The 26,536-nt window shown below is 65.0% G+C and carries 19 protein-coding genes; 12 read left to right on the forward strand and 7 right to left on the reverse strand.

Annotation, left to right across the window (positions count from 1 at the left end; translation table 11 throughout):
• Positions 1–18: 18 nt before the first annotated feature.
• Both OEG79_RS20680 and OEG79_RS20685 read left to right on the forward strand, forming a co-directional pair.
• Entirely contained in the window at positions 19–1,101 is a 1,083-nt protein-coding gene (locus OEG79_RS20680; protein WP_264146807.1) for a TRAP transporter substrate-binding protein, read from the forward strand.
• 100 nt (positions 1,102–1,201) lie between these two features.
• Positions 1,202–2,056 carry a Tim44 domain-containing protein gene (locus OEG79_RS20685; protein ID WP_264146808.1) on the forward strand — a complete coding sequence of 285 codons (855 nt, stop codon included), beginning with the start codon at positions 1,202–1,204 and terminating at the stop codon, positions 2,054–2,056.
• Between the two features lie 81 nt (positions 2,057–2,137).
• Here OEG79_RS20685 and OEG79_RS20690 read toward each other — a convergent pair whose 3' ends face one another.
• Complete coding sequence (locus OEG79_RS20690) at positions 2,138–2,608, reverse strand: GNAT family N-acetyltransferase (protein WP_264146809.1); 471 nt, start codon at positions 2,606–2,608, stop codon at positions 2,138–2,140.
• 104 nt (positions 2,609–2,712) lie between these two features.
• On the opposite strand from OEG79_RS20690, the gene OEG79_RS20695 reads away from it, so the two are divergent.
• Entirely contained in the window at positions 2,713–3,120 is a 408-nt protein-coding gene (locus tag OEG79_RS20695) for an SMI1/KNR4 family protein (protein ID WP_264146810.1), read from the forward strand.
• A gap of 67 nt (positions 3,121–3,187) precedes the next feature.
• Here the strand turns inward: OEG79_RS20695 and OEG79_RS20700 are convergent, their stop codons facing one another.
• On the reverse strand, positions 3,188–3,841 hold the full coding sequence (locus OEG79_RS20700) for a GntR family transcriptional regulator (RefSeq protein WP_264146811.1): 654 nt from the start codon (positions 3,839–3,841) through the stop codon (positions 3,188–3,190).
• A gap of 220 nt (positions 3,842–4,061) precedes the next feature.
• Between OEG79_RS20700 and OEG79_RS20705 the strand changes: the two genes are divergently transcribed.
• Positions 4,062–5,453 (forward strand): aspartate aminotransferase family protein, encoded by a 1,392-nt coding sequence (locus OEG79_RS20705; protein ID WP_264146812.1) that lies wholly within the window; start codon positions 4,062–4,064, stop codon positions 5,451–5,453.
• Positions 5,454–5,549: 96 nt separating this feature from the next.
• On the forward strand, positions 5,550–6,917 hold the full coding sequence (locus OEG79_RS20710; RefSeq protein WP_264146813.1) for a glutamine synthetase family protein: 1,368 nt from the start codon (positions 5,550–5,552) through the stop codon (positions 6,915–6,917).
• A 36-nt stretch (positions 6,918–6,953) separates the two neighbouring features.
• Here OEG79_RS20710 and OEG79_RS20715 read toward each other — a convergent pair whose 3' ends face one another.
• Positions 6,954–7,658, reverse strand: coding sequence for a tetratricopeptide repeat protein (locus OEG79_RS20715; protein ID WP_318840825.1), 705 nt, complete (start codon positions 7,656–7,658; stop codon positions 6,954–6,956).
• A gap of 85 nt (positions 7,659–7,743) precedes the next feature.
• On the opposite strand from OEG79_RS20715, the gene OEG79_RS20720 reads away from it, so the two are divergent.
• Positions 7,744–8,232, forward strand: coding sequence for an acyl-CoA thioesterase (locus tag OEG79_RS20720; RefSeq protein WP_264146815.1), 489 nt, complete (start codon positions 7,744–7,746; stop codon positions 8,230–8,232).
• A 65-nt stretch (positions 8,233–8,297) separates the two neighbouring features.
• Here the strand turns inward: OEG79_RS20720 and OEG79_RS20725 are convergent, their stop codons facing one another.
• Positions 8,298–10,877, reverse strand: a complete 2,580-nt coding sequence (locus OEG79_RS20725; RefSeq protein WP_264146816.1) for an autotransporter domain-containing protein — start codon at positions 10,875–10,877, stop codon at positions 8,298–8,300.
• 354 nt (positions 10,878–11,231) lie between these two features.
• On the opposite strand from OEG79_RS20725, the gene OEG79_RS20730 reads away from it, so the two are divergent.
• On the forward strand, positions 11,232–13,880 hold the full coding sequence (locus OEG79_RS20730) for a LuxR C-terminal-related transcriptional regulator (protein WP_264146817.1): 2,649 nt from the start codon (positions 11,232–11,234) through the stop codon (positions 13,878–13,880).
• Positions 13,881–13,963: 83 nt separating this feature from the next.
• On the opposite strand, the gene OEG79_RS20735 is transcribed toward OEG79_RS20730, so the two are convergent.
• Entirely contained in the window at positions 13,964–16,246 is a 2,283-nt protein-coding gene (locus OEG79_RS20735) for an autotransporter domain-containing protein (RefSeq protein ID WP_264146818.1), read from the reverse strand.
• Positions 16,247–16,656: 410 nt separating this feature from the next.
• Between OEG79_RS20735 and OEG79_RS20740 the strand changes: the two genes are divergently transcribed.
• Positions 16,657–19,320: a LuxR C-terminal-related transcriptional regulator gene (locus OEG79_RS20740; protein ID WP_264146819.1), complete on the forward strand. Its 2,664-nt coding sequence runs from the start codon at positions 16,657–16,659 to the stop codon at positions 19,318–19,320.
• A gap of 76 nt (positions 19,321–19,396) precedes the next feature.
• Positions 19,397–19,798, forward strand: a complete 402-nt coding sequence (locus OEG79_RS20745; RefSeq protein WP_264146820.1) for a DUF3301 domain-containing protein — start codon at positions 19,397–19,399, stop codon at positions 19,796–19,798.
• A 12-nt stretch (positions 19,799–19,810) separates the two neighbouring features.
• Here the strand turns inward: OEG79_RS20745 and OEG79_RS20750 are convergent, their stop codons facing one another.
• Entirely contained in the window at positions 19,811–20,689 is an 879-nt protein-coding gene (locus OEG79_RS20750; protein ID WP_264146821.1) for an alpha/beta fold hydrolase, read from the reverse strand.
• Between the two features lie 204 nt (positions 20,690–20,893).
• Between OEG79_RS20750 and OEG79_RS20755 the strand changes: the two genes are divergently transcribed.
• From OEG79_RS20755 to OEG79_RS20765, 3 genes are all read left to right on the forward strand, one after another.
• Positions 20,894–22,657, forward strand: coding sequence for a sensor histidine kinase (locus OEG79_RS20755; RefSeq protein ID WP_264146822.1), 1,764 nt, complete (start codon positions 20,894–20,896; stop codon positions 22,655–22,657).
• A complete protein-coding gene (locus OEG79_RS20760; protein WP_264146823.1) occupies positions 22,654–24,042 on the forward strand; it encodes a sigma-54-dependent transcriptional regulator in 1,389 nt (462 codons plus the stop codon). The genes OEG79_RS20755 and OEG79_RS20760 overlap by 4 nt, the downstream gene beginning before the upstream one ends.
• 144 nt (positions 24,043–24,186) lie before the next feature.
• Positions 24,187–25,491: an MFS transporter gene (locus OEG79_RS20765; RefSeq protein ID WP_182369349.1), complete on the forward strand. Its 1,305-nt coding sequence runs from the start codon at positions 24,187–24,189 to the stop codon at positions 25,489–25,491.
• 29 nt (positions 25,492–25,520) lie between these two features.
• Here the strand turns inward: OEG79_RS20765 and OEG79_RS20770 are convergent, their stop codons facing one another.
• Positions 25,521–26,486, reverse strand: coding sequence for a CobW family GTP-binding protein (locus OEG79_RS20770; protein ID WP_264146824.1), 966 nt, complete (start codon positions 26,484–26,486; stop codon positions 25,521–25,523).
• Positions 26,487–26,536: the final 50 nt, after the last annotated feature.

Raw genomic sequence — 26,536 nt, forward strand, 5'->3', positions numbered from 1 at the left:
TTCTTGGGGATTCTACCGATGCGTCTTCGTACTCTGCTTCTACTGCCTCTGCTCACCCTCGGTCTGATCGGCTGCAAGGACGACTCCGTACCTGCCGAGCAGGCCGTCGCACCTGCCCAGACGTTCACCTGGAAGATGGTCACCACCTGGCCGAAAAACGCGCCCGGCACCGGCACCGCTGCCGAGCGCCTGGCCGAGCGCATCAATACCATGAGTGGCGGACGCCTGAGCATCAGGGTCTACGCGGCTGGCGAGCTCGTGCCGGCGCTGGAAGTGTTCGACGCGGTGTCCCGCGGCACCGCCGAACTGGGCCACGGCACACCCTATTACTGGAAGGGCAAGGTGCCGGCTGCACAGTTCTTCGGCGCCGTGCCCTTCGGGCTGTCCACCCTGGAAATGAACGCCTGGCTCAGCAAGGGTGGTGGTCAGGCGCTGTGGGACGAAGCCTATGCACCGTTCGGCCTCAAGCCGCTGACGGCGGGCAACAGCACCATGCAGATGGGCGGCTGGTTCAACAAGGAAATCAACAGCCTGGCTGATATCAGGGGTCTGAAAATCCGCATGCCGGGCCTCGGCGGCGAAGTCTGGAGCCGCCTGGGTGCGACCACCGTGGTGATGCCGGGCGGCGAAATCTTCACCTCGCTGCAAAGCGGCGCCATCGACGCCACCGACTGGGTCAGCCCTTACAACGACCTGGCCTTCGGCCTGCACAAGGCAGCCAGGTATTACTACTACCCCGGCTGGCAGGAGCCGCAGTCGGTGCTGGAGCTACTGATCAACCAGAAGGCCTTCGACGCCCTGCCGGCCGACCTGCAGGCTATCGTTACCGAAGCGGCGCGCGCAGCCACCCAGGACATGATGGACGACTACGTCTTCCACAACGCCCTGGCGCTGGACGAGCTGAAGAAGAGCGGCACGCTGCTCAAGCGCTTCCCGGACGAAGTGCTGCAGGCCATGCAACGCGAAAGCGAACAGGTGCTCGGCGAGCTTGCTGCGCAGAGCGAACTCAATGGCCGCATCTGGACCTCGATGCAGGCCTTCCAGGCGCTGGCGACCTCGATGCATGCGCTGTCGGAAAAGGAGCTGTACGACTGGCGCTGAGCCTGGCACGGGCAAAAGCCGGAAACATTCTGTCACTGGTCATCGCCAGCCATGGCGGGCAAGATGCCGACCAAGCTTTTCCACAAGAGAGAAAACCGTAATGCAGCGTTTCCTCAGTATCGCCATGGTTCTGTGCCTGGCGCTGACCTTCAGCTTCGAAGCCCACGCCAAGCGTTTTGGCGGTGGCAAATCCTTCGGCTCCGCTCCCAGCCACCAGACCCGCCAGGCCACCCCGCCGGCTCAACAGAGCGCAGCGACTCCCGGTCGTCAGCAACCTGCCGCTGCCGCCAGCGGTGCCTCGCGCTGGCTCGGCCCGCTGGCCGGTCTGGCCGCCGGCGGCCTGCTGGCCTCGATGTTCATGGGCGACGGTTTCGAAGGCCTGCAGATCATGGACTTTCTGATCTTCGGCCTGATCGCCTTCCTGATCTTCCGCTTCCTCGCCGCCCGTCGTGCTCGCCAACAGCCGCAAATGGCAGCTGCCGGTGCGCCCTACCAGCGTGAAATGCCACATGCCGCCAACGCTCCGGCCGCCGGCAGCAATATCTTTGGCGCTCGCCTGGCCCCGGCCGCACCGGTGATCAACGCCCCGGCCTGGTTCAACGAGCAAAGCTTCCTGGCCGCCGGCCGCGAGCACTTCATGAACCTGCAACAGCATTGGGATGCGAACGAGATGGACAAGATCGCCGAGTTCGTCACCCCGCAGCTGCTGGACTTTCTCAAGCGTGAGCGCGCCGAGCTGGGTGATGGCTTCCAGTCCACCTATATCGACGACCTCGACGTGCAGCTCGATGGCGTCGATGACAACGCCGAGAAGACCATCGCCACCCTGACCTTCAGCGGCGTGTCGAAGACCTCGCGCTTCGACCAGGGCGAACCGTTCAGCGAAAGCTGGCGCCTGGAGCGTGCCCAGGGCGACAACCAGCCCTGGCTGATCGCCGGCATTCGCCAGAACTGATCGCTGCGACGCACAAAAAACCCGGGCTTGCCCGGGTTTTTTCATTTCGGCATTGGCTCGCTATCGCGGCTGAAGCCGCTCCTACACCGGTTCCATAGCGGCCCGGCGCATACCGATATGCGGGATGTCATCCTCCAGATACACCTCGGTTACCGCCTCGAAGCCATAACGCCCGTAGTAACCCTGCAGATGCGCCTGCGCAGACAGGTAGACCGGCACGCCCGTCCAGCGTTGGCTGCATTCGGCCAGTGCCTGCTCCATCAGCCTGTGTCCCAGACCTGTACCACGCGCCGGCTCGGCGATCAGCACACGGCCAATCACCACCTCGCCGCCCATGCGCTGCGGGTCGAGCAGACGCAGATAGCCAACCAGCACCTCGCCATCACGCGCCAGCAGGTGGCAGGTATCGCCAACCAGATCCTGGCCATCGGTTTCCAGGTAGGGGCAGTTCTGCTCCACCACGAACACCCGGGTGCGCAGTGCCAGCAGCTCATACAGCGTGGCGGTATCGAGTTCACGGTGATGCAGGCAATGCCAGGTAATGGACGACATGGGAGGGCTCCGCAAAAGCGCCATTATGAGATCACGGCGCCATGTTTTCATTCTGACCGCCAGCTACTGTATAAAGCCGACCCACATGATGAGGAGCCGACACCGTGGAAGAAGTCATCGAACAGCTGCGCGAACTCAACGAGCCGGTCCCGGTACCGCTGGAGCTGCCGGACGAGGAAACCCTGGTGGAGATTCAGGAGCAGATCCTCATCCACCTGCCCTTCGAACTGCGCGAATTTCTGCTCAAGGTCAGCGACGTGGTCTATGGCCGTCTGGAGCCGGTGACCGCCGCCGACCCGCATTCGCATACCTACCTGCCGGAAGTGGCGTCAGTGGCCTGGGATCTTGGCCTGCCGCGCGACCTGGTGCCGCTGTGCCAGGACGGTCGCGACTATTACGCCGTGGATGTCGAGGGCCAGGTCTGGCTGTGGGACGGCGACGAAGGCGAGCTGACTGACGAGAGCTGGGATTCCGTCTGGCATTGGTGTCGCGACGTCTGGCTGGAAAGCTGAGCGGACCGACACCCCAGCCACAGACAGTGGCCGGAGCGGATCGCGGCCCGCTACGCCCTCCGGCCCTTCACACCTCACCCTGCTCCAGCGCCAGCAGGTTCAGCAGAAAGCGCGCGAAATACTGCAGATCCTGCTCCACGGCCTGACGTGCCGCCCTGGCATCACCGGCCTCGATGGCGGCGAAGGCATCTTCATGAAAGTCATTGAGCCGTAGCGACAGATCGGCCCCCGTGAACAGCCGATTGAAGAAGGGTCCGATCTGCAGCCACAGCGACTCGATCGAACGCAGCAGCACGGGGTTGCCGCAGGCACCATACAGGTACAGGTGGAACTGGCTGTTGGCGTCGAGATAGTCCTGCACCTGACGCCGCTCGATGGCCACCTCCATGCGCCGCAGGCAATCTCGCAGCAGCGCCAGGTCATCGCTGCTCAGGCGCGGCGTGGCCAATTCCACCGCCAGCCCTTCCAGCGCCAGGCGCACCTGGAAGATGTTTTCGTAGCGTTCCCGGGTCATCGACGGCACGCGCACCGATCGCTGCTGCTCGCCTTCCAGCGCCCCCTCGGCCACCAGCCGCTGCAGTGCGGCGCGCACCGGCATCGGGCTGGTACCCCACTCGGCCGCCAGATCACGGATCTTCAATGCCTGCCCGGGCTGGAAACGGCCAGCCAGCAGGCCCTCGCGAATACGCTGGTACAACTGCTCCTGCAGATTGTCGCTCATGGTTTCAAAGGCCCTTCGGCGGCGCAGGAAGCTGGGACAGGGTAAGCAGACAGTCGCGCATAAGATTCTCCATACATCGGGCTGAAGGACTGACAGCTCAGCCTTTGATTTGTGATCACATAATTAAATAAATACTAACTCAGAACGGTTATTGCGAGACATATTGTGATTTTTGTGATCACAAAATATGATGTTCGGAAATTCGAACGAGGTGTTCAGCATGACTGCCAGTGGTATCAGCCAAGCCGCCGTGGAAACCTTCGCCGCTCGCGAGCGCGAGCGTTTCCTCGCTCGCAACCCGAAGTCCGTGGCCCTTGCCGAGCGCGCCCGCCACTCGCTGTACGGCGGCGTGCCAATGCACTGGATGGCCGACTGGTCGACACCGGTGCCACTGTTCGTCGAGCGCGCCAAGGGTGCGCGCTTCTATGACGTGGACGGTCACGAATACATCGACTTCTGCCTGGGCGACACCGGCACCATGTTCGGCCACTCGCCGGACCCGATCGCCAAGGCCATCGCCGAACAGGGCAACAACGGCCTGACCACCATGCTGCCGGGCGAAGACGCCGTGGTCTGCGGCGAGCTGCTGGCCGAGCGCTTCGGCCTGCCCTACTGGCAGGTGACGGCCACCGCCACCGACTCCAACCGCTACGTGCTGCGCTGGGCCCGGGCGATCACCGGGCGCAAGACCCTGCTGGTGTTCGACGGCTGCTACCACGGCACCGTGGATGACGTGATGGTGCGCCATCGCGATGGCCAGACCGTGGCCCGCTCCGGGCTGATCGGCCAGGCCTACGACCTGACCCAGTACAGCCGCTCGATCCCCTTCAACGACCTCGAGGCGCTGGAAGCCGCGCTGGCGAAAGGCGACGTCTGCGCCCTGCTCTGCGAGCCGGCGATGACCAACATCGGCATGGTCCTGCCCGACCCGGGCTTCTTGCAGAAGTGCCGCGAGCTGACCCGCAAGTACGGGGCGCTGCTGATCATCGACGAGACCCACACCATCTCCACCGATATCGGCGGCTGCACCAAACTGTGGAACCTCGACCCGGACTTCTTCGTGGTCGGCAAGCCGATTGCCGGCGGCGTGCCCTGCGGCATCTTCGGCTGCAGCGCGGCGATGGCCGAAGCCATGACCGCGGCGCGTCAGCGGGCCAGCGAGAACAGCCATGGCCACGGCCACAGCGGCATGGGCACCACGCTGTCGGCCAATGCCCTGGCCATGCACTGCATGCGCGCCAACCTGGAACAGGTGATGACCCCGGCCGCCTACGCGCACATGCTGCCGCTGGCCAGGCGCCTGGCCGACGGCTTCCGCTCTCTGATCGCCAAGTACGAGCTGAAGTGGTCGGTGACCGAGCTGGGCGCGCGCAGCGAGTTCCAGTTCTGCCCGGTATCGCCGAAGACCGGCGCCGAGGCCGAGGCCGCCTTCCACGACGAGCTGCAGATGGCCCTGCACCTGTACCTGATCAACCGCGGCATTCTGATCACCCCGTTCCACAACATGACCCTGTGCTGCCCGAGCACCACGGCGGAGGATGTGGACAGGCTGATCGCCACGCTGGACGAAGCACTGGGCGAGCTGCTGGCCATTCCCGGCGCGCGCGAGTAATTCGCGCCCGTCGTAGCCCGGATGCAATCCGGGTTGGGCCCTCCCGGATTGCATCCGGGCTACAGATCACGCGTCACCGAACGCAACGAGGTATGCATGCAATTCGCCAATCCCCAGGAAGCCCGTGACTTCCTCGCCGCCCACCCGGAAGTGCGCAGCATCGAGCTGATGCTGATCGACGCCAACGGCATCCCGCGCGGCAAGCTGCTGCACCGCGACGAGCTGCTGGCCATCTACGAGAACGGCCGGCCGCTGCCCAGTTCGATCCTCTCGCTGACCATCCAGGGTGAGGACGTGGAAGAAAGCGGCCTGGTCTGGGAAGTGGCCGACGCCGACTGCTGGACCTACCCCATCCCCGGCAGCCTGACCCTGCAGCCCTGGCGTACGGTGCCCACCGGCCAGCTACAGGTCAGCATGCATCCGACCAAGGGCCTGCCAGCCACCCCGGGCGACCCGCGCCACGTGCTGGCGCGCACCGTCGAGGCGCTGAACGCCGACGGCTACCACCCGGTGATGGCGGTGGAGCTGGAGTTCTACCTGCTGGACAAGCAGCGCGATGCCAGCGGCCGCCCGCAGCCGGCGCTGCAAATGAACGGCGTGCGCCCCCAGGCGCCGCAGGTGTACGGCGTGTACGAGCTGGAGCAGCTGCAGCCGTTCCTCGACGATCTCTACGCGGCCTGCGAGGTGCAGGGCCTGCCGGTGCGCACGGCGATCTCCGAATACGCCCCCGGCCAGCTGGAGCTGACCCTGGAACACCGTTTCGACGCCCTGCAGGCGGTAGATGAAGGCGTGCGCTACAAGCGCCTGGTCAAGGGCGTGGCCAACAAGCACGGACTGCAGGCCTGTTTCATGGCCAAACCGTTCGGCGACCTGGCCGGCAGCGGCCTGCACATGCACGTGTCGCTGGCCGATGCCGAGGGCAACAACCTGATGGCCTCAGAAGACCCGCACGGTACGCCGCTGCTGCGCCATGCCATCGGCGGCATGATGGCCACGCTCAACGACGCCCTGGCGATCTTCTGCCCCAACGCCAACTCCTTCCGCCGCTTCCAGGCCAACAGCTACGCGCCGCTGGCCAAGAGCTGGGGGGTGAACAACCGCACCGTATCGTTCCGCGTACCGGGCGGCCCGGCCAACAGCCGCCACGTCGAACACCGCATCTGCGGCGCCGATGCCAACCCATACCTGGCGGCCGCGGCGATCCTCGCCGGCATCCACCACGGCATCCGCAACCAGATCGACCCAGGCGAGGCCATTGTCGGCAACGGCTATGAACAGGCCCGCGAAACCCTGCCCACCGACTGGCTGACCGCCCTGCGCGCTCTGGAAAACTCCAGCTGGGCCAAGCAGGCGCTGGGTGAGGACTTCCTCAAGGTGTTCCTGGCGATCAAGTGGGCCGAGTTCCGTCAGTTCATGGGCGAAGTCGGCGAGCAGGACTGGCGCTGGTACCTCCATCACGCCTGACGGCATGTCCCGGTAGCGCAAGCTATCGGGGCGGACTCAGCGTACCTTGATGTAATCCCCCGCCACACTGATGCCCATGCCGCCGTATTCCTGGCAGCCATCGGTGAACACTTCCAGTACCTGCACGGCGATGCCTTCGCGCAGCAGCTGCACCGCACACTGGGCGCCCAGACCGGCATTCTCCAGACGCATCTGCACGCCGTCGCCAACCAGCTTGCCGTCCAGCTCACCGATGGCCGCGGGGCCGTACTCCTCAACCCGCGCCCCTGCGCGCAACGGCGCGAAGCTGGCCTGATAACCACCTTCAGGAATCTCGCTGATCCGCAGTTCGCTCCACACCGCCTGGCCGCTGTAGCGCAGGTAGCGGCCCACCGGGCCGGCACTCAGCGCCCGATAATCCAGCGCCTGGGTGACCTTGGCCAGGTTGTGGCGAGTCGCCGAACCGGAAAGGTTGCGATCCAGCGCCACCTGCAACCAGGCGCGCGCCATGCCGGCGTCGCCAGCGCGCAGGTTGGCCAGCATGAGGTTGTTCAGGGCCAGCTCGAAACCGCTTTCATCCTCACCCTCGACACGGCGCAACTGGCGTTCAAAGGACTCGATGGCCGCCTCGAAACGTCCGGCCTTGTAGGCGGCCGTGCCCTCCTGGTTGCACTGCGCCGGCGTCTCGCATGACGATTCGGCCAGCGCCGGGAGGGTGAGCAGGCCGAGCAGAAGGAGGGGAATGTGGCGCATAGGCATCATTGGGCATCCTAACCAGGCAAAACCTCATCTTAGCCGGGCTAAACTCAGCACTGCAGCGCCCCAGCCCGCAATTCTCGGAGCAACGATGGAAGCCGGAACCTCGCAACTGACGATGACCGTACTGATGACTCCGGACATGGCCAACTTCTCCGGCAACGTCCACGGCGGCACGCTGCTCAAGTACCTCGACGAAGTGGCCTACGCCTGTGCCAGCCGCTACGCCGGCTGCTACGTGGTGACGCTGTCGGTGGATCAGGTGATGTTCCGCGAGCCGGTTCACGTCGGTGAGCTGGTCACCTTCCTCGCCTCGGTCAACCACACCGGGCGCACCTCGATGGAAATCGGCATCAAGGTGATCACCGAGAACATTCGCGAGCGCTCGGTACGCCATACCAACAGCTGCTTCTTCACCATGGTCGCGGTCGACGGGCAGGGCCGCCCGGCGCCCGTTCCGCCGCTGCAGCCGGATACGCCCGACGGTCTGCGCCGCCAGCGCCAGGCCAGGCAGCGCCGGCAGATTCGCGAGGAGCTGCAGCAGCGCTACCAGGCGCTGAGCGAGGAAAAAGACGCGTAATAAAAAGGGCAGCCGAAGCTACCCTGGGTTTTGGGGGCGCCATCCATGGCGCCCGAACCTGTGGTTCAGAAGTTCCACTGCGCCTTGAGCGAAGCGCTGTGCTCGCGCAGACCACTGGCGTAGCGGCCTTCGTAGTCCAGCGACACGGCGGCGTTGGCGCTGACGTTGAGCTGCGTGCCCAGGCCCAGCACTGCGGTGTCGCGCTCCAGCGACACGCCACGCACGTTGAAGTCATGGCTGCCGTCGACGAAACGCATGGTGGCGTCCATGTGCTCGTCGCCGAAAGCATGCTGCCAGGCCAGTGAGCCACGCAGCGTGGCGCCGAAGTTGCCGAACTCGTAGGGCAGCTGGCCGCGTACACCGAGGCTGGACACCACCTGGGTGTCGTCATCGCTGTCACCCTTGAGCGCCGCGCTGCCGCCCTTCTCCTTGAACGAACCCACTTCCAGGTGGCTGACGGTCAGACCGGCGAACGGCTCGACGTAGCGACCGTCCGGCTTGCCGATCAGATAGCCCACTTCGCCGAACACCTGGGTGGTGTGGGCGTCGTAGCCTGCGGTGAGCTTTTGGTCCAGGGCGCGCACTTTGCGCTCGCTGTCGATGTCGTGATAGGTGTACGACAGGCCACCTAGGACGTTCAGCTGACGCTGGACATCCAGGGCGAAAGCCTTGCCGCCGTACAGCGTTGCGCTGTAGCTGTGAATGTCGGCTTCGCTGTCGCGGCTGCCGACATCGGCGTCGGTCTGGGTGTAGCCCAGGGCGCCGCCCAGGTACCAACCATTGCCGATATCGTTGTCGTAGCCGGCGAACACGCCCACGCTGTTCTGATCCAGCGAACCGGCGTTGCTGTCGCCGTCGACGTTCTGCCAGTTACCCACCAGCTCGACCCAGGCCGGCTTGTCGCCAAATGCCGGCAGGCCGCTGGAGCCCTGGGTGCCGCCCACTTGCGCGGTGACCGCCGCCGGGTTCAGGCCGGCATTGAGGCTGTTGCGCAGGTTGGCCAGCGGCAGGCGGTAGGCATGGCTGGTGATGTTCGGCAGACCCGCTAGGAAGCTGGCGTGGGCTTCGCCGGACAGGCTGTTGAAGGCCGCAGGCGGAGCGCCGGCCGGCAGGGTCTCGACGTAGTTGTAGACCGCGTGGCCGGAGGGCAGCGCCTCGACGGCGTTGGCTACGGCACGCTGGTTCGGCGTCTGGGCCTGGCTGGCGAAGGTGCCGGAGCTATTGCTGTTGCGGACCAGTTTCAGCTCAAGCTTTTTGCTGCTGCCGTGCTCAATCACGGTCGGGGTCAGGTAGGCGAAGTTGGCGGTTACGTTGCTGTTGCTGAAGTACGCGCCGGTCTTGCTGCTCCAGGTGATGATGTCGTACGACTGCTCGGTACTCCAGGCGCCGGATTGAGCGTCAACATGAATGGTCAGCGGGACCTGCAGCTCGAGCTGCCCACGCACCTCCAGCTTGCTGGCGGTACCGTCATCGCGGGCCGACACCACATAGCGAGCTCCGTCTTCAAAATCCAGGTTATTGACGCTCAGCGTATTGAAGCCCGGCGCGATGGTAGAGCCCGCCAGAGCGCTCATGGAACCGTGGGTGCCGTAGCCGGTGAACTGAGCCTTGTCCTCGAGGATCAGTGTCGTGGTGTCGTTGGAACCGCCGGTAAAGTTCCAGATACCTCGCTTGAACATCACCGTCATTTCCAGAGCGTTGCCATCGAAGGTACCGGCCCAGGAGTAGGTTCTGTCGGTTCCGTCGCCGAGCAGGCTGAGACCTGCACGGGTGGAGTTGTCGGCGTTCACGATGCTGCCGCCGTTGCCGGTCAGGCTCGTTGCCGTATAGGTCCCGGCGTTGCCATGCAGATACAGGGTAGAGCTGTCATTCAGTTCAAGGAGGTTGGCCTTCAGGCTCTTTTCGGCTTCGATGACGGAGCTGTCATTGAGCGTGAAGCTGCTGTTGGCGATGGCGTCGTTTGCCTTGATGTAGACCTTGGAGGTGTCCGCCAGGCTAAAAATGGTGTTGTTGATCGCAGACGGATCGGTGGTGGCTTGCAGCTCAGCTGTGCCAGACAGGTTGAGTACGGCTCCATCGATGGCTCCGCCTTGGGTGGCTGTACTTCTGGAGTTGCCACCCAGATTGAAGGTGCCGCCCCCGATGGCGCCGCTCAGATCGGCATTCAGCTTGGTCGAATCCACAAAGTTGAATGTCCCGCCGGCGATGGCTGGATTGCTGGGGGTGATCGACGGAACGGCCGACTGGCGAAAGTTCAGCTCGGCACTGTTGGACAGGCTGACGGTCGCGCCCGTGATTGCGTGGTCGTGTCCTACTACCAGCTTGACCGAGTCTTGAACAAGGTGATGCTCGCCGCTGCGCAGCTCGCTGGTGTCGGTCAGGAGCACTTCCATGGTTCCCTTGAAGGTGTGATCGCCGCTCAAGGGAGCGATGATGGCGTAGGAATCCGTTGGGTCGGTGCCGGTACATACGGTGCCTGCGCAAGTGGCGGCCCCCTGAGCGGTTGTGGCCGCCAGCAGGGCGGGGCTTAGCACCAGCGCACCCATGACTTTCCGATTGCCCTTGCTCCTGCTCCGCGCGGTTTCCGGCGCCGCCACCCAGGTGCCGGTTGCCGTGTTCCAGATACTCCTAAACACCTTGTTCACGTTCTTCTCCCCTTGAGTTTGACCTGCTCGTGCCTGGCGGAAATCTCCCCCTGAGCCGGCGGCAGGCATAAGAAAGCCGCCATGCTAGGTGGCCGGTCAGACAGCCCGGCAGCCCGCAAAAAGGGTGGGGTTGATGCTGCTTGTGCCCACCTATGGGGGTGCGCATGGGACGGGGCGTCGCAGCATCCACGGCTGGTACCACGCGCTGCGGGAATCAGCCGTGAGCGAGGCGGGAGGGGGTGCTAAAGGTGGGCATAGAGGTTGCCAGATGCTCTGTTAGGCTCTTCACCGTTAATATCCAAATTCCACGAGTTGCACTCCCGTTTCAGCAGGCAGTCGTAAAGGAGAAGTTCAGTGCACACTGTCCAACGGGGCGCCGGCAGTTCCGCCACCGAGGCAGCGTCACGCGGCAGTCGCTTCAGGCCGCCAAGGCTGATGCAGGCTCTGCTGCCTCGCCCGCATCTGGTTCAGCAGATCATCGACAATCTGGGCTCGGTCAGCGTGCTGATAGGCCCGCCGGGTGGCGGCCGCACGGTATTGATGAACGAGTGCTACCAGGAGCTGGCGGCCGCCGGCGAGCCGGTGTGCTGGGTCAACCTGTCCTATGCCGACAACGACCCTGCGACCCTGCACCAGCACCTGAGTCACGCCTTCGCCCTGCCGGACAGTTCCTCGCAGGACCTGCTGCCGGAGATGCCGGCCGGCGTCAGCGGCTTTATCGACGGTGTTCACTGGCTGGAGAACCGCGAGGCCCTGGACCGGCTGCAGAACTTCGTGCTCAGCGTGGCCGCCAATGGCCGCATCGTTCTCGCCGCCAGCCAGCTCAAGGCCCATAACCTGCGCCGCGCCGAGCTGGGCGGGGTGATCCGGGTCATCGGCCCCAGCCAGCTGCGCATGCGTGACGATGAAGCAGCGGCCCTGATCGGTGGCCAGTACAGCCGGGAGCAGATCGGCCAGCTCAACACCCTGGTCGATGGCTGGCCGGCCGGTCTGCGCTTCCTGCAACGGGCGCCGCAGTTCTGCGCGCAGTACCTGGCAAATCCGCAGTCGCCGCCGGCTTTGCCGGAGGAGCTGGCCGACTATTTCGAAACCCACATCTGTCAGGGCATGTCCCCCGCGCGCCTGGATGCGCTGATGGAGCTGAGCGTGCTGCAGCGCTTCATCCCCGAACTGGTGGCAGCCCTGCCCGGAGCGGTGAGCCACTGGGGGCTGATCGACGAACTGCTACGCGAAGGCTGGATGATTCGCTATGCCGATTCCCGGCAGCGCTGGGCCTGCGTCAGTCCGGCGCTGGGTCTGTACCTGGCGACCCGGCTCAGCCGCTTCAATCCGCAGCGTTATCGCGAGCTGAAGTATTTCGTCGCCCGGTGGCTGGGCGAGCAGGGCTATGCCAAGGAGGCCGTGCTGCATGCCGTGGCCCTGGACCAGCCACCGGTGGCGGCGCGGCTGATTGAGGACGCGGGTGCCGTGGCCCTCGACCTCGGCCGCGGTCCCAATATCCAGCTGAGCGAGCTGTTGCCGGTGGAGCAGGCCGGCGAGTTTCCACTGCTGTTCATCAGTCAGGTGTACCAGCGCGTGCGGGCCGGCCGGCTGCGCGAGGCGCGCTCGCTGTTCGAGCAGGCCTGGCAGCAGACCGAAGGATTCACCCGGGTCAGCAGCAGTGCCGCGGGCCAGGAGGTGCAGAGCTGGGCGCAGCTGTACCGCGTGGTGTTCCTGTGCATCGTCGATAGCCCGATCACGCCGGCGATGCTGGACGAGATGCAGGCGGAGGTGGATCGCCTGCTGGTCACCGAGCCGGTGCTCGCCGCCAGTTGGGGGTCGGTGCTGGCCTACGGTTACCTGGACCAGCGCCGTTTCGAAGAGGCGGTGGCCGCCGCCGACGTCGGGCTGAACCTGGCGCCACAGGATGACCGCCCGCGCATCAGCATCTTCCTGCATATTCACAAGGCCCATGCCCTGCTGGCCCTGGGTCGACTGGAAAGTGCCTGCGCCTGCGCTCAGGCGGCCTTCGCGGATGCTCTCACCGATGCCGGCCCGAATACCTACGAATGGCTCGCTGCCAGCCTGACTCGCGGCCTGCTGCATCACCTGTGTGGCGAGGATCAGCAGGCCCTCGACCTGCTGCTGCCCGCCCTGGCCCAGGTGCGCAATACCAGCGGCTGGGTCCCGTTGTACGCCGAGGCCTATGCCGCCGCCGTCGCCAGCCTGGCCCGGCAGGGCGGTCTGGCGGCTGCCCAGCCGCTGCTGGACCAGGCCGAGGTCTTCGCCCACGAACGTGGTCTGGTCCGGCTGATCGCCCTGCTGAAGATCGTCCGTCTGCTGGAACGTATCCGCGCCGGACACTGGCGCGAGGCGCTGCTGCTGCAGCAATCCGACGGCGTGGAGAATCTGCTGCACAGCCAGCCGGTCAGCGCCTACGAGCTGAGCATCCATGTGCCGGCGGTGCTGGCCTCGGCCTATCTGATGCTGGAGATCAACCGGCCTGCGGCTGCGGCCGACTACCTGGCGCGGCTGGACGAAGAGATGATGCGCGGGGAGAGCTGCCGTTGGCAGCTGAGCTACCACCTGCTGCTGGCACGCGCTCATTTCATGACGCGGCGCTATAGCCTGGCGCTCGAACACACCTTCGCCACCTACCGGCTCTCGGCCCGCAGCGGCCTGCGCCGGACCCTCGGGCCGGGCTTTGCCGGCCTGGTGGAAATCGCCGGCTGGGCGGTCGCCCGCGGGCGGGAGTTGCCCGAAGGCATGCAGCAGTGGCTAGAACAGGTCGCCCCGGCGTCAGCCACCAGCACGCCGGCCATCGCCGGCCAGCAGTTGCTCAGCCCGCGCGAAAGCGAAGTCATGCTGCTGGTGGCGGAAGGCCTGACCAACAAGGAGATCGCTGCCCGCCTGGCCATTTCCGAAGGCACGGTCAAGGGCCATCGCAAGCGCATCCACGAGAAGTTCGGCGTCAGCAGCCGCTCGCAGGCCATCAGCCGGGCCCGTGAGTTGCTGCTGATCTGATCCACCGCATGCGGGCATGAAAAAGGGCAGCCGAAGCTGCCCTGGGTTTTGGGGGCGCCATCCATGGCGCCCGAACCTGTGGATCAGAAGTTCCACTGCGCCTTGAGCGACGCGCTGTGCTCGCGCAGACCGCTGGCGTAGCGGCCTTCGTAGTCCAGCGAGATCGCCGCGTTGGGGCTGACGTTGAGCTGCGTGCCTAGGCCCAGCACTGCGGTGTCGCGCTCCAGCGACACGCCACGCACGTTGAAGTCATGGCCGCCGTCGACGAAACGCATGGTGGCGTCCATGTGCTCGTCGCCGAAAGCATGCTGCCAGGCCAGCGAGCCACGCAGCGTGGCGCCGAAGTTGCCGAACTCGTAGGGCAGCTGGCCGCGTACACCGAGGCTGGACACCACCTGGGTGTCGTCATCGCTGTCACCCTTGAGCGCCGCGCTGCCGCCCTTCTCCTTGAACGAACCCACTTCCAGGTGGCTGACGGTCAGACCGGCGAACGGCTCGACGTAGCGACCGTCCGGCTTGCCGATCAGGTAGCCCACTTCGCCGAACACCTGGGTGGTGTGGGCGTCGTAGCCAGCGGTGAGCTTCTGGCCCAGGGCGCGGACTTTGCGCTCGCTGTCGATGTCGTGATAGGTGTACGACAGGCCGCCTAGGACGTTCAGCTGACGCTGGACATCCAGGGCGAAAGCCTTGCCGCCGTACAGCGTTGCGCTGTAGCTGTGAATGTCGGCTTCGCTGTCGCGGCTGCTGACATCGGCATCGGTCTGCGTGTAGCCCAGGGCGCCGCCCAGGTACCAGCCATTGCCGATATCGTTGTCGTAGCCGGCGAACACGCCCACGCTGTTCTGATCCAGCGAACCGGCGTTGCTGTCGCCATCGACGTTCTGCCAGTTACCCACCAGCTCGACCCAGGCCGGCTTGTCGCCAAATGCCGGCAGGCCGCTGGAGCCCTGGGTGCCGCCCACTTGCGCGGTGACCGCCGCCGGATTCAGGCCGGCATTGAGGCTGTTGCGCAGGTTGGCCAGCGGCAGGCGATAGGCATGGCTGGTGATGTTCGGCAGGCCCGCCAGGAAACTGGCGTGGGCTTCGCCGGAGAGGCTGTCAAAAGCTGCAGCAGGCTCGCCAACCGGCAAGGTGAGCACATAGTTATAGATCGGGTGATTTGGTTCCAGGTTGTCGATGCTGTTGGCAACAGCGTACTGATTGCGTGTTTGTGCGTCCTCGCTGAACAGTGCGCCACCAGGCCCGTTGCGTTCCAGCGTCAGCACCCAGTACGCGGCGGTACCGGTGGTATGTTTGGTCAGGGTGGGCGTCAGGTAGGCAAAGTTGGCCGTTACGCCGGCGAAGTCACCGTCGGTGAGGCTGCTGACGTTATGGGTCTCGAGTATCCGGTAGGTACGCAGGGCATTCCATGCACCGCGCTGCGCCTCCACATGAACGGTGGAGTTGGTGATGCCAAGCATGTAGTTGACCGAGATGAAGCTGGCGTCGCTGGCGGCTGCCCCGTCACGGGCGGTCACCACAAGGGTGCCTCCATTGAGCCAGAAGTCCGTCATCGTGACCGAATTCAGACCGGGCGAATAGGTGCCCGAGAGGTTCAGCTGATCGTAGCTGGATGCACTGCCGTTGAGAGTAGCGCCCGACTCGACGGTTACATTCTTCAGCGCAGTGGTGGCCGTCAGGGTAGCGCCACTTTTGACGGTGGTGTTCTGATGCCCGTAGATGCCGTTGAGAATCAGCCGGCCAGAATTCAGTTGCAGGTTGGCGCCACCGATCACTGTGTTGCCGTTGAAGGTCGACAGACTGCCGGCACCACCGTCCAGAATCAGCAGCGGTAAGCTTCCTCCCGAGGAAAAACCGAGAACTGTGCCGCTGCCATTGAGCGACGCGAAAGTACCGGTATAGCTGTTCAGATCCAGGTAGCCGCCCGAGCCAAGGTTGATATTCACGCCGTTGGTAACGGCGTTGCTGCTCATCACCTCGAAGTAGGCCCCGTTGGAAATGTTGAAGGTGCCTCCGCTAATGCTGCTGTTGGCATTGGCCCAGACCTTGGCGTTGTTGGTGATGGTGAAGCTGCCGCCGGTGACCGGGTCGGAGGACCAGGCGTGCAGGTCGGAGCCGTTACCGCTGAAGGTCCAGTTGCCTCCGGAAATGCCGCCATCGGTATTGGTGCGGTGAGTGTCTCCCCCCGTACAGTTTCGCGCTGTGCCGCAGGCGGCCATGGCCTGGTGCGTGCTGAGCAGCGCGCCGCCGAGCAGCAGGGCGCAGGCCAGACGGGCACTGCCCTTGCTCTGACGACGCGCAGTTTCCGGAGCTGCGACCCAGGTGCCCGTTGAGGCATTCCAAACGCTGCAATAAACCTTGTTCATACTTCCCCCTGAAATATCACCACTGGCGGATGCGGCTTGAACAGGTGCTCAAGCCGGCCCGAATCGGAAAAATCAGCGGAAGGTTAAGGTGGCCCCGGATCTCCCCCCACTCCTCGAAAAGAAGGGGACAGCGCGCTTTCAGCGCTTTGCCTGGTGCAGCGGCCGCAGCGACGGGGAGGCACGTCACTCGGCGCATGCCGGATACACGCCCGGCGTACTGCCAATCGGCAGTACCTCCTCCAAACGGGGGAGGTGGACAGCTCATACCAAGTGTTACGATCCGTCCTGAGCCCATTTACCAACAGGTACGTGATGCCATCTGGGCGCTACCGCCCGCTGTCTACCTTCGACTCCAGGTAGGGTCCTCCGGGATCGCTATCACGCAGTGGATAAGAATCAGGTAAGGGATAATGGTCACGCCCACCACTCAGGCATCGCCCGCTGGCCGGCAGCCGACCGTCTCCAGTCGCTACAGCCCGCCGCGTATGCTCGAAGCGCTGATCGAGCGACCGGCCCTGCTGACCGCGCTGCTGGACGACGCCAGCGGCAAGATCACTGTTCTGGCCGGACCACACGGTTTCAGTAAAACCGCCCTGCTGCAGACGCTGTATCACTACCATCAACAGCGTCAGCAGCGCGTTCACTGGCTCAGCCTGACCCCCGAGGACAATGACCCGCAGCGTCTGCGCAAGCACCTGAGCGAAGCCTTTGAACTGCCCATGGGTGACGGTACGGAGAGCCTGGAGGACATCCCCGAACACTGCCTGGCGTTCATCGACGGCCTGGAACAGCTGCATAACCCCATCGCCCATGCCCTGGCCGAATGGTTCATGCTCAGCCTGCCGGCCAGCAGCACTCTGTACACCAGCGCCACCCGCGTACGCGGCACCCTGCTGCACAACGCGCGGCTGCGCGGTCTGGTCAACGTGGTCGGGCCACGGCAGCTGCGCATGAACAGCGCAGAGGCGCAGCAGATCCTCGGAGACAGCTACAGCGCCTACGAAGCCGACTACCTCAACAACTTTGTCGATGGCTGGCCGGCAGGTCTGCGCCTGCTGCAACGCAACCCCGATTGCTGCCGGCGCTTGCTTAGCAGCCGCTCGGAAAACACCATCCCGGTGGAGATGCAGGAGTACTTCGACGATCAGTTCGCCGCCAAGCTGCCGGCGCAGACCCTGCAGGCCCTCATGCAACTGAGCGTGTTCGAGCGCTTCACCCCCGCCCTGCTCGCCGCCATGCCGGAACCACCGTGCACCTGGCAACTGGTGGACGAGCAGATCGAAAACGGTTTGTTTCTCGCCTACGCCGACGAGCGCCGTGAATGGGTGGCCTTTCACCCGGTCTTTTCCAAGTACCTGAGCGAGCGCCTGCGCCGTGAAGACCCGGCACGTTATGAAGCGCTGAAACTGTTTGCGGCGCAGCGCCTGTTGGCCGGGGGACACCATGCGGAAGCGGTGCATCATGCCACCGGGCTCAGTTGCACGCCGGTGGCTGCGCGCATCATCGAAGAAGCCGGTGGCATCACCGTGCAGGTCGGCCCCGGACGCAACATTACCCTGGAGCAACAGATCACCCCGCAGCAGGCAGGCGAACTGCCTCTGCTGTTTATCAGCCAGTTGTATCAGCGCATCCGTTGTGGCCGCTTCCATGAAGCGCGCACGGGGCTGGAACAGGCCTGGAGCTACACCCATGGCTTCAGCGAGATCGCCGCCGGCAGCGACCCGCATGTGGTGCAGGCCTGGGCCCTGCTGATACGTGTGGTGCTGCATGTCTCGTTTGATGAACCCTGCCAGCTCGAATACACCCAGCGTCTGGATCAGTACATGCACCAGCTGCTGGCCAGCGAACCGCTGCTGGCCGCCAGCATTGCCTCGGTGCTGGCCTTCTACCATGTCGAGCTGTGCGATTACGTACGCGTCGCGCAGGTCTGCCGCCTGGGCATGCAGGCCATGCAGCAGCCCCAGGAAAACCGCATCACGGTCTTTATCCTGCTGCACCGTATCAGCGCGGAACTGGCCACACAGTCGCTGGATCAGGCGCGCCTGAGCAGTGAAGAAGCCTTGCGCCAGGCCTGCAGCGACGGCGTCAATGACTCCTACGAAGTGCTCGCGGCGCAGATGGTGCGGGCCCTGGTGCACTACGAACAGAATGAGCTCAATGAAGCCTGGGAACTGTTGGCACCGGCACTGCAGCAGGTGCATTCGATCAATGGCTGGATGCGCCTGTACGCCTTGTCGTTCAGTGCGGCGGCGGAAATCGCCGGCCGCCGTGATGGCCTGGATGCAGCACTGGAGGTCATCCGCCAGGGCGAACGCTTTGCCTGCGAACGCCAGTACCCGCGCCTGAGCCAGTTCATGGCGATCGCCCGGCTGCGCGAGTACGCCCGCGCGCAGCAATGGGCGCAGGCCATACAGATGATCGAGGGCGAAACGCTGCAACACGTGCTCAACGGTACGGAGAATGACGCCTACCACTGGTTACCCCGCCTGCAGGCCATGCTCGCCTGCGCGGAGCTGCATCTGGACATGGGCCGCCCGCACGACTGCCTGAGCATGCTCGACAAACTCAAGCTCAACTACCCGCTGACCCTGGATAACCGCGCCCAGGTCAGCATCGAGTTGCTGAGCATGCGTGCGCGCTTTGCCCTGCGCCGGTTCAATGCCGCCTTCGAACATTTTCACCGCGCGGCGGCGCTGCTGCGCCAGGGCAACTACAGCTACCGCATACAGCAGGCGCGCCCTTACCTGCTGGAGCTGCTGAACTGGTCACGGCGGCAGAACCGGCTGCTCTCCGGCAATCTGGAGGAGTGGCTGCGCAGCGTTCTGCAAACCACTGCCGACGACAAGCCGTTCGCCGAGCGCAACGCGCGCGTGGCGGCCAATTTCCGTCTGAGTCCACGGGAAACCGAGATCATCAGCCTGGTCGCGGCGGGCTATATCAACAAGGAAATCGCCGCGCTGCTGGGCATCTCCGAAGGCACGGTAAAAAGCCACCGCAAGAGCGTGCACGAGAAGCTCGGCGTCAACAGCCGCTCACAGGCCATCAGTCGTGCTCGTGAACTGTTGCTGATCTGAGCCCCGCGCCGGAGGAACGGGTCTCAGCAACGCCGGCCAGATGGGGTAAGCTGGCAGCTCCTGTGCCGGAGTCCTCATGATCGATCTGTTCGATGTCTTTCTGCTGATGCTGTTCGCCGCTGCCTGCGCCTGGCTGTGGCGCGGCCATGGCATTCGCGAACGCGCGCTGGCCTTCGCCAAGCAGCATTGCGCCAGACTCGACGTGGAACTGCTCGACGGCGCCGTGGCGCTGCGCCGCCTGGCCATTCAGCGTGACGGCAATGGGCAGCGTCGCCTGGCGCGGCTGTACGACTTCGAATTCACCGTCACCGGTGAGCAGCGTCTGCGCGGGCATATCAGCATGTTCGGCCCGCATCTCGGGCGCATCGAGCTGGAGCCGCACCCGGTGCTGGAACCGCAGCCCGAGCCGGTCGCGGTGCAGCATGCAGATCCGGGTAACGTCATCCGCCTTGAAGACTGGCGGCGCAAGGCCCAGTAGTACTAGCCTGACTCAGCCTCGCTGCAGCAGAAAATCGGCGACACGCTCGGCGCTGTCGCGCGGCTGCTCCTGCATGAAGCAGTGCCCGCCCGGCACCACCTGGCTGCGCACATGGCCATTGCCCGCGCACCAGCGCGCCACGGAGCGCGCCACGAAGGGGTAAGTGCTGACGCCGTGAATCACTTCGGTGGGGGTCGTCACCTTGGCCAGCGACGGCCACAGACGACGAGGATAGGAGCCGAATATCTCGGCCTCGCGGCTCGGCCGGCATTTCAGTTCGACAGCACCATCCACGTCTTTCAGCGCATGCTCGATATAGGCAGCGAAAGCCTCCTCGTCCCAGCCACGAAACATGCCGCGACCATGCAGCGCGGCATATGCACTGGCGCGATCCGGCCACTGCCGGCGACGCTTGCGCGCCTTCTTCGCCATGCCGCTGCGCTGCGCCAGGCCGACGACGTCGGACAACGCCATCACCCCGATCATTGCCGGGCTGAACAGCACCGGATCAAGCAGCACCGCGCGTTGGAACAGTTCGGGATGACGCGCCAGGATCAAACTGCTCAGCACGCCGCCAAAGCTGTGGCCGAGGGCGAAGCGCGGCACCTCTTCGAATGGTGCGCGCAATGCCTCGAACGCCTCTACCGCCAGTTCGGCGTTACGATTCCAGCCATGGAAGCGCCCGCCATGATCGCTGTCGCCATGGCCCTGCACATCGCACAGCCAGAGATCGAAGTCCTCGGCCAACGCGGCCAGCATCGGTGTGTAGACGCGCCCGCAGTAGCCATTGCCATGCAGAAAATGCAGCAGCGGCTTGCCCGATGGCGGCGTATGCCAGCCGCGCAGGGTGAAACCGGCAGAGGTGTCATGAGACCAGGGCAGCAGGTGCATGAAGGTTATCCACAGCAACAGGGGCGCGGCGAGTTTACCAGTTGGCCGAGACGAACCGCAGATGGGCAGCAGCGTCGGATCGGGTAAGCTGGTCACCCCAACGTCGCGAGTGCCCGTCGTCATGCTGACCCCCGGCAATATGTTCCTCACCCTACTGCCCACAACTGTGGCGGCAGCCTGAAATCAAGACGCGACCGCCGACTTATGCACACCCGCCTCCTGCGTCCCTTTGCACTGATCGCCCTGCTGCTCTGCGGCCTGTTGCTGTCGGTATACCTGGCCGAACGACAGGCCGAACGCCTTCGCTTGCAAGATGCGGGGCAGCAGGCACAGGAGCAACTGGCCGCCTACGCCGGCACCCTGCAGACCCTGATCGACCGCTACCGCGCGCTGCCTGCCGTGCTGGCGCTCGACCCGGAACTCGAAGCCGCCTTGCAGCAGCCGCTGACGCCCGTGCTGCAACACCGCCTGAACCTCAAGCTGGAGGCCATCAACGCCTCTGCCCATTCCTCGACCCTGCAACTGATGAATGCCGAAGGGCTGGACATCGCTGCCAGCAACTGGCGGCTGCCGACCAGCTACGTCGGTCATGATTACAGCTTCCGTCCCTACTTCCTCGAGGCGCAGCGCCAGGACACCGGACGCTTCTACGCGGTCGGCGTGACCAGCGGCATCCCCGGCTATTTCCTCTCGCACGCGGTGCGTGATGGCAGCGGTCGCTTTCTCGGTGCGGTGGTGGTGAAACTGGAATTCCCCGGCATCGAGCAGGCCTGGAGCCAGAGCCCGCACGTGCTGCTGGTCAGTGATCCCCACGGCATCACCTTTATCGCCAACCGCAGTGCCTGGCGTTATCGCGAGCTGCAACCGATCAGCGCCGAGGTGCGCGAGACGCTGGCCAGCACCCGCCAGTACGACAAGAAACCGCTGGCGCCCCTGCATTACCAGCAGCGCCCGGCCCAGGCCGACAGTGGCCGCCTGGTACGCGTGGACAGCCCGGAACTGGCCGGCGACTACCTGTGGGAAACCCGTGAGCTGACCAGCGAAGGCTGGACGCTGCACCTGCTGCGCGATACCCGCAGCATCGCCGACAATACCCACGCGGCCGGCTTGGCCGCCGGCGGCGCCTGGGTAGCGGTGTTTCTACTCGGCCTGGTGCTGCAACAGCGCTGGCGCATCGCCCGCCTGCGCCAGCGTACCCGCGAGGAGCTGCAAGCGCTGGTCGAGCAGCGCACCGCTGACCTGCGCACCGCCCAGGAAAGTCTGGTTCAGGCCGCCAAGCTGGCCGCGCTGGGTCAGATGTCGGCGGCGCTGGCCCACGAGATCAACCAGCCGCTGACGGCCCTGCAAGTGCACCTGACCACCCTGCGCATGATTCTCGACGACGGCGAGCTGGAAGAAGCACGCCAGTCCCTGCCCCGTCATGAAGAACTGCTGCAACGCATGGCCGCCCTGGCCGGCCACCTGAAGACCTACGCCCGCAAGAGCCCCGGCGGGCTGCGCGAGACCCTGGAGCTGGGCGAGGTGCTGGACAAGGCCATGCAGTTGCTGGAACCGCGCCTGCGCGACGTGCCGGTGTCGATACACCGCGATCCGGCGCAGGGCGTCTGGGTCAGCGGCGACGCCATCCGTCTGGAGCAGGTCCTGGTGAATCTGCTGCGCAACGCACTGGATGCGATGCAGGGCTGCGCTTCGCCACAGCTGCGTATCGACCTGACCCTGCGCGATGGGTATTGGTCGTTAAGCATCGCCGATAACGGCACCGGCATCGAACCCGAAGCCCTACCGCAGCTATTCGATCCGTTCTTCACCACCAAGCCGGTAGGCGATGGCCTGGGCCTCGGCCTGGCGGTGTCCTACGCCATCGTCCGTGAACTGGACGGCGACCTGCAGGCTGCTAACCGCGCCGAGGGTGGTGCCTGTTTCACCCTGCGCCTGCCCGCCACTGACGCCCCAGAGGAGCCCGCATGAAACCCAGCGTGATTTTCGTCGATGACGAGGCCCCCATCCGCGAGGCCGTACGCCAATGGCTGGAGCGCTCCGGCTTCGCCGTGCAGTTGTGCGCGAGCGCCAAGGAATGCCTGACGCTGCTGCCGGAAGACTTCCCCGGCGTGGTGATCAGCGATCTGCGTATGCCCGGCATGGATGGCATGGCCCTGCTGGAGGAAGTACTGGCGCGCGACCCCGAACTGCCCTTCCTGCTGGTGACCGCCCACGGTGACGTGCCCCAGGCGGTGGAAGCGATGCGCCTGGGCGCCTATGACTTCATCGAGAAACCCTTCACCCCCGAGCGCCTGCTCGGCAGCCTGCGCAGGGCCCTGGAAAAGCGCCAGCTGACCCGCGAGAACCGCCAGCTGCGCCAGCAGGTCGAGCACAAGGACGAACTGGCCGGGCGCCTGCTCGGGTCTTCCGCCAGCATGGTGCAACTGCGCCGCCAGGTGCTGGAGTTGGCACAGACCCCGGCCAACGTGCTGATGCGTGGCGAGACCGGCAGCGGCAAGGAGCTGGTCGCCCGCTGCCTGCACGACTTCGGGCCGCGCGCGCAGAGTGCCTTCGTCGCGGTCAATTGCGCCGCCATCCCCGAGCACCTGTTCGAGAGCGAGCTGTTCGGCCACGAGAGCGGCGCCTTCACCGGTGCCCAGGGCAAGCGCATCGGCAAGATCGAGCACGCCAACGGCGGCACCCTGTTTCTCGACGAGATCGAGAGCATGCCCATGAGCCAGCAGGTCAAGCTGCTGCGCGTGCTGCAAGAGCGCCAGCTCGAGCGCCTCGGCTCCAACCAGGTGATCGACCTGGATCTGCGGGTGGTCGCCGCGACCAAACCGGATCTGCATGAGCGGGTACGCGAGGGGACGTTCCGCCAGGATCTGCTGTATCGCCTGCATGTTGCCGAACTGCAACTGCCGGCGCTGCGCGAGCGACGCGAGGACGTGCCAGCGCTGTTCGAGTACCACGCGCGGCAGATCGCCGAGCGCTTCGGCCGTCCGCTGCCGCCAATTCCGCCCACGCTGCTGGCTCACCTGCTGGCCCACGACTGGCCGGGCAACGTGCGTGAGCTGGTCAACGCCGCCGAACGCCATGTGCTGGCGCTACCCGGCGCCGGTGGCGACAGTGCCACGGCCGACAACTCGCTCAGCGCACGCATGGAGGCTTACGAGGCCCAGTGCCTGCGCGAAGCCCTGGCCAGCTGCCACGGCGATATGAAGCTGGTCACCGAGCTGCTGCAACTGCCGCGCCGCACCCTCAACGAAAAGATGCAGCGCCACGGCCTGCAACGCACCGACTTCCTCGACGACAACGCGCCGAGCTGCCCCCCGCCGCCTGGCAAGAATCCGCTAGGCCACACCATCAGCTAGCAGAAATCCGCTAGATCCGTTCCCCTGAATCTCGCTGCAAGGCCCGTGGCACGGGCCTCTCGATCCATGGCACAGCTTCTGCAATGAGGCCTGCCAGCGCATGTTCATGCGTACAAGAACAATGACGAGATCGAGGATCCCCTGATGGAAAGCACCAGCACGCTGCCTGCCTCCGCGCCTACGCGCACCACGTCCCAACGCATCAAATCGATTTTCAGCGGCTCGGTCGGCAACCTGGTCGAGTGGTACGACTGGTATGTCTATGCCGCCTTCTCGCTGTACTTCGCCAAGGCCTTCTTCCCGCAAGGCGACCTGACCGCCCAGCTTCTGAACACCGCCGCGATCTTCGCCGTTGGCTTTCTGATGCGCCCGATAGGCGGCTGGCTGATGGGCATCTACGCCGACCGCAAGGGGCGCAAGGCCGCCCTGCTGGCTTCGGTGCTGCTGATGTGCTTCGGCTCGCTGATCATCGCCCTGACCCCCAGCTACGAGACCATCGGCGTCGCCGCGCCCATCCTGCTGGTGATCGCGCGCCTGTTGCAGGGCCTGTCGGTAGGCGGCGAGTACGGCACCTCGGCCACCTACCTGTCGGAAATGGCGACCAAGGAGAACCGCGGTTTCTTCTCCAGTTTCCAGTACGTGACGCTGATCTCAGGTCAGCTCATCGCCCTGGCCGTGCTGATCGTCCTGCAGCAGACCCTGACCGTCGAACAGCTGGAAACCTGGGGCTGGCGTGTGCCCTTCGTGATCGGTGCACTGTGCGCCGTGGTGGCCATGTACCTGCGTCGCGGCATGGAGGAAACCGACTCGTTCAAGAAGACCGAGGCACCGAAGGAAAACATCATGCGCACCCTGCTGCGCCATCCCAAGGAACTGCTCACCGTGGTCGGTCTGACCATGGGCGGTACCCTGGCCTTCTACACCTACACCACCTACATGCAGAAGTACCTGGTCAATACCGTGGGCATGAGCAAGAACGACTCGACCATGATCTCGGCCGCCACGTTGTTCCTGTTCATGCTGTTGCAGCCGCTGGTCGGCGCGCTGTCGGACAAGATCGGTCGGCGGCCGATCCTGATCGCCTTCGGCGTGCTGGGCACGCTGTTCACCTACCCGATCCTGACCACCCTGCACACCGTGCAGACCTGGTGGGGCGCGTTCTTCCTGATCATGGCGGCGCTGATCATCGTCAGCGGCTACACCTCGATCAACGCCGTGGTGAAGGCCGAGCTGTTCCCCACCGAGATCCGCGCCCTGGGCGTCGGTCTGCCGTACGCGCTGACCGTGTCGATCTTCGGCGGCACCGCCGAGTACGTGGCGCTGTGGTTCAAGAGCGTCGGCCTGGAAAGCGGCTTCTACTGGTACGTGACCGGCTGCATCGCCTGCTCGCTGCTGGTGTACGTCACCATGAAGGACACCCGCACCCACTCGCGGATTACCACCGACTGAGCGCTGGCGGGCGCCACCCCGGCGCCCGCTTACAGCCGACAGGCCGCCATATCGGCGCGCAGGGCCGCTTCGTCCTGCGCTACGGCGAAGATCAGCTCCAGCCTTGAATCCTTGCGCCATTCGCTCGGACTCCAGGCCTGCAGCGCCTGCCCCTGCAAGGCATTCAGCGAGCGCCAGCCTTCGGCGCCATGCAGCACGGCCTTGGCCCTGCGCCAATCCATGCGCTGCAGCCACTGGCTGATCTGCGCGAGATCGAAACGCTGGCTCGGGTGCCAGCGCCAGCCAATGCTCCAGCCCTCGGCTTGATCCTGCACCTGGCAGACCGGCTCGCCGGCGTTGCGCCAGATCTGCGCCAGAGCGGGCGCGGCTGTGGGTAACGCGGTACTCACGTCGTTTGGCGAAGCCCGCGCCGACAGGCCCGGCAACAGTGCCAGGTCGAGCTGCCCCTGCGCACTCCAATACAGCGGCACGGGCGGCAGGTTCGCGGCAATCCGTGCCCGGCTCGCATCGTCCAGCCCTTCGCTCTTGTTCAGCAGCAGCAGACCGGCATCATCCAGCGCCTGACGCTGCACATCAGGCAGCGACTGACCGCTGGCCAGCGCGGCAGCATCCAGCACCAGCAGCGCCGGCTGCACGGCCAGTACGCCGAGCCAGGGCGGCTGACGCAATTGCGCCAGCAACTGCGCCGGATGGCCCAGGCCTGACGGCTCGATCAGCAGACGATGAGGCCTGGCCTTGCGCAGCAGACGGCCGAGGCCGACCTGAAACGGCGCGCCGTTGACGCAACACAGACAACCACCGGCCACTTCGGCCAGGGCGATACCATCGTCGCCCTGTTCGAGCAGGGCTGCGTCCAGGCCGATCTGGCCGAATTCGTTGATCAGCACCGCCCAGCGCTCACCCGCCGGCTTCTGCGCCAGCAGGTGGCGGATCAGGCTGGTCTTGCCGGCACCCAGCGGGCCGGCAATGAGGTGAGTGGGGATTTGACTAAGCATGGGTTTATGGTCGGTGGTTCGCCAGACAAGTGCCAGCACAGACTGCACGG

Origin of the sequence: Pseudomonas sp. Z8(2022), assembly GCF_025837155.1 — a bacterium.
In the GTDB taxonomy this organism is placed as follows: domain Bacteria; phylum Pseudomonadota; class Gammaproteobacteria; order Pseudomonadales; family Pseudomonadaceae; genus Aquipseudomonas.

Excerpts from the sequence above, each read along its gene's own strand:
- OEG79_RS20680 (WP_264146807.1), top strand. The coding sequence starts at position 19 with ATGCGTCTTCGTACTCTGCTTCTACTGCCTCTGCTCACCCTCGGTCTG.
- OEG79_RS20685 (WP_264146808.1), top strand. The coding sequence starts at position 1,202 with ATGCAGCGTTTCCTCAGTATCGCCATGGTTCTGTGCCTGGCGCTGACC.
- OEG79_RS20690 (WP_264146809.1), bottom strand. The coding sequence starts at position 2,608 with ATGTCGTCCATTACCTGGCATTGCCTGCATCACCGTGAACTCGATACC.
- OEG79_RS20700 (WP_264146811.1), bottom strand. The coding sequence starts at position 3,841 with ATGAGCGACAATCTGCAGGAGCAGTTGTACCAGCGTATTCGCGAGGGC.
- OEG79_RS20705 (WP_264146812.1), top strand. The coding sequence starts at position 4,062 with ATGACTGCCAGTGGTATCAGCCAAGCCGCCGTGGAAACCTTCGCCGCT.
- OEG79_RS20710 (WP_264146813.1), top strand. The coding sequence starts at position 5,550 with ATGCAATTCGCCAATCCCCAGGAAGCCCGTGACTTCCTCGCCGCCCAC.
- OEG79_RS20715 (WP_318840825.1), bottom strand. The coding sequence starts at position 7,658 with ATGATGCCTATGCGCCACATTCCCCTCCTTCTGCTCGGCCTGCTCACC.
- OEG79_RS20720 (WP_264146815.1), top strand. The coding sequence starts at position 7,744 with ATGGAAGCCGGAACCTCGCAACTGACGATGACCGTACTGATGACTCCG.
- OEG79_RS20735 (WP_264146818.1), bottom strand. The coding sequence starts at position 16,246 with ATGAACAAGGTTTATTGCAGCGTTTGGAATGCCTCAACGGGCACCTGG.
- OEG79_RS20740 (WP_264146819.1), top strand. The coding sequence starts at position 16,657 with ATGGTCACGCCCACCACTCAGGCATCGCCCGCTGGCCGGCAGCCGACC.
- OEG79_RS20745 (WP_264146820.1), top strand. The coding sequence starts at position 19,397 with ATGATCGATCTGTTCGATGTCTTTCTGCTGATGCTGTTCGCCGCTGCC.
- OEG79_RS20750 (WP_264146821.1), bottom strand. The coding sequence starts at position 20,689 with ATGCACCTGCTGCCCTGGTCTCATGACACCTCTGCCGGTTTCACCCTG.
- OEG79_RS20755 (WP_264146822.1), top strand. The coding sequence starts at position 20,894 with ATGCACACCCGCCTCCTGCGTCCCTTTGCACTGATCGCCCTGCTGCTC.
- OEG79_RS20760 (WP_264146823.1), top strand. The coding sequence starts at position 22,654 with ATGAAACCCAGCGTGATTTTCGTCGATGACGAGGCCCCCATCCGCGAG.
- OEG79_RS20765 (WP_182369349.1), top strand. The coding sequence starts at position 24,187 with ATGGAAAGCACCAGCACGCTGCCTGCCTCCGCGCCTACGCGCACCACG.
- OEG79_RS20770 (WP_264146824.1), bottom strand. The coding sequence starts at position 26,486 with ATGCTTAGTCAAATCCCCACTCACCTCATTGCCGGCCCGCTGGGTGCC.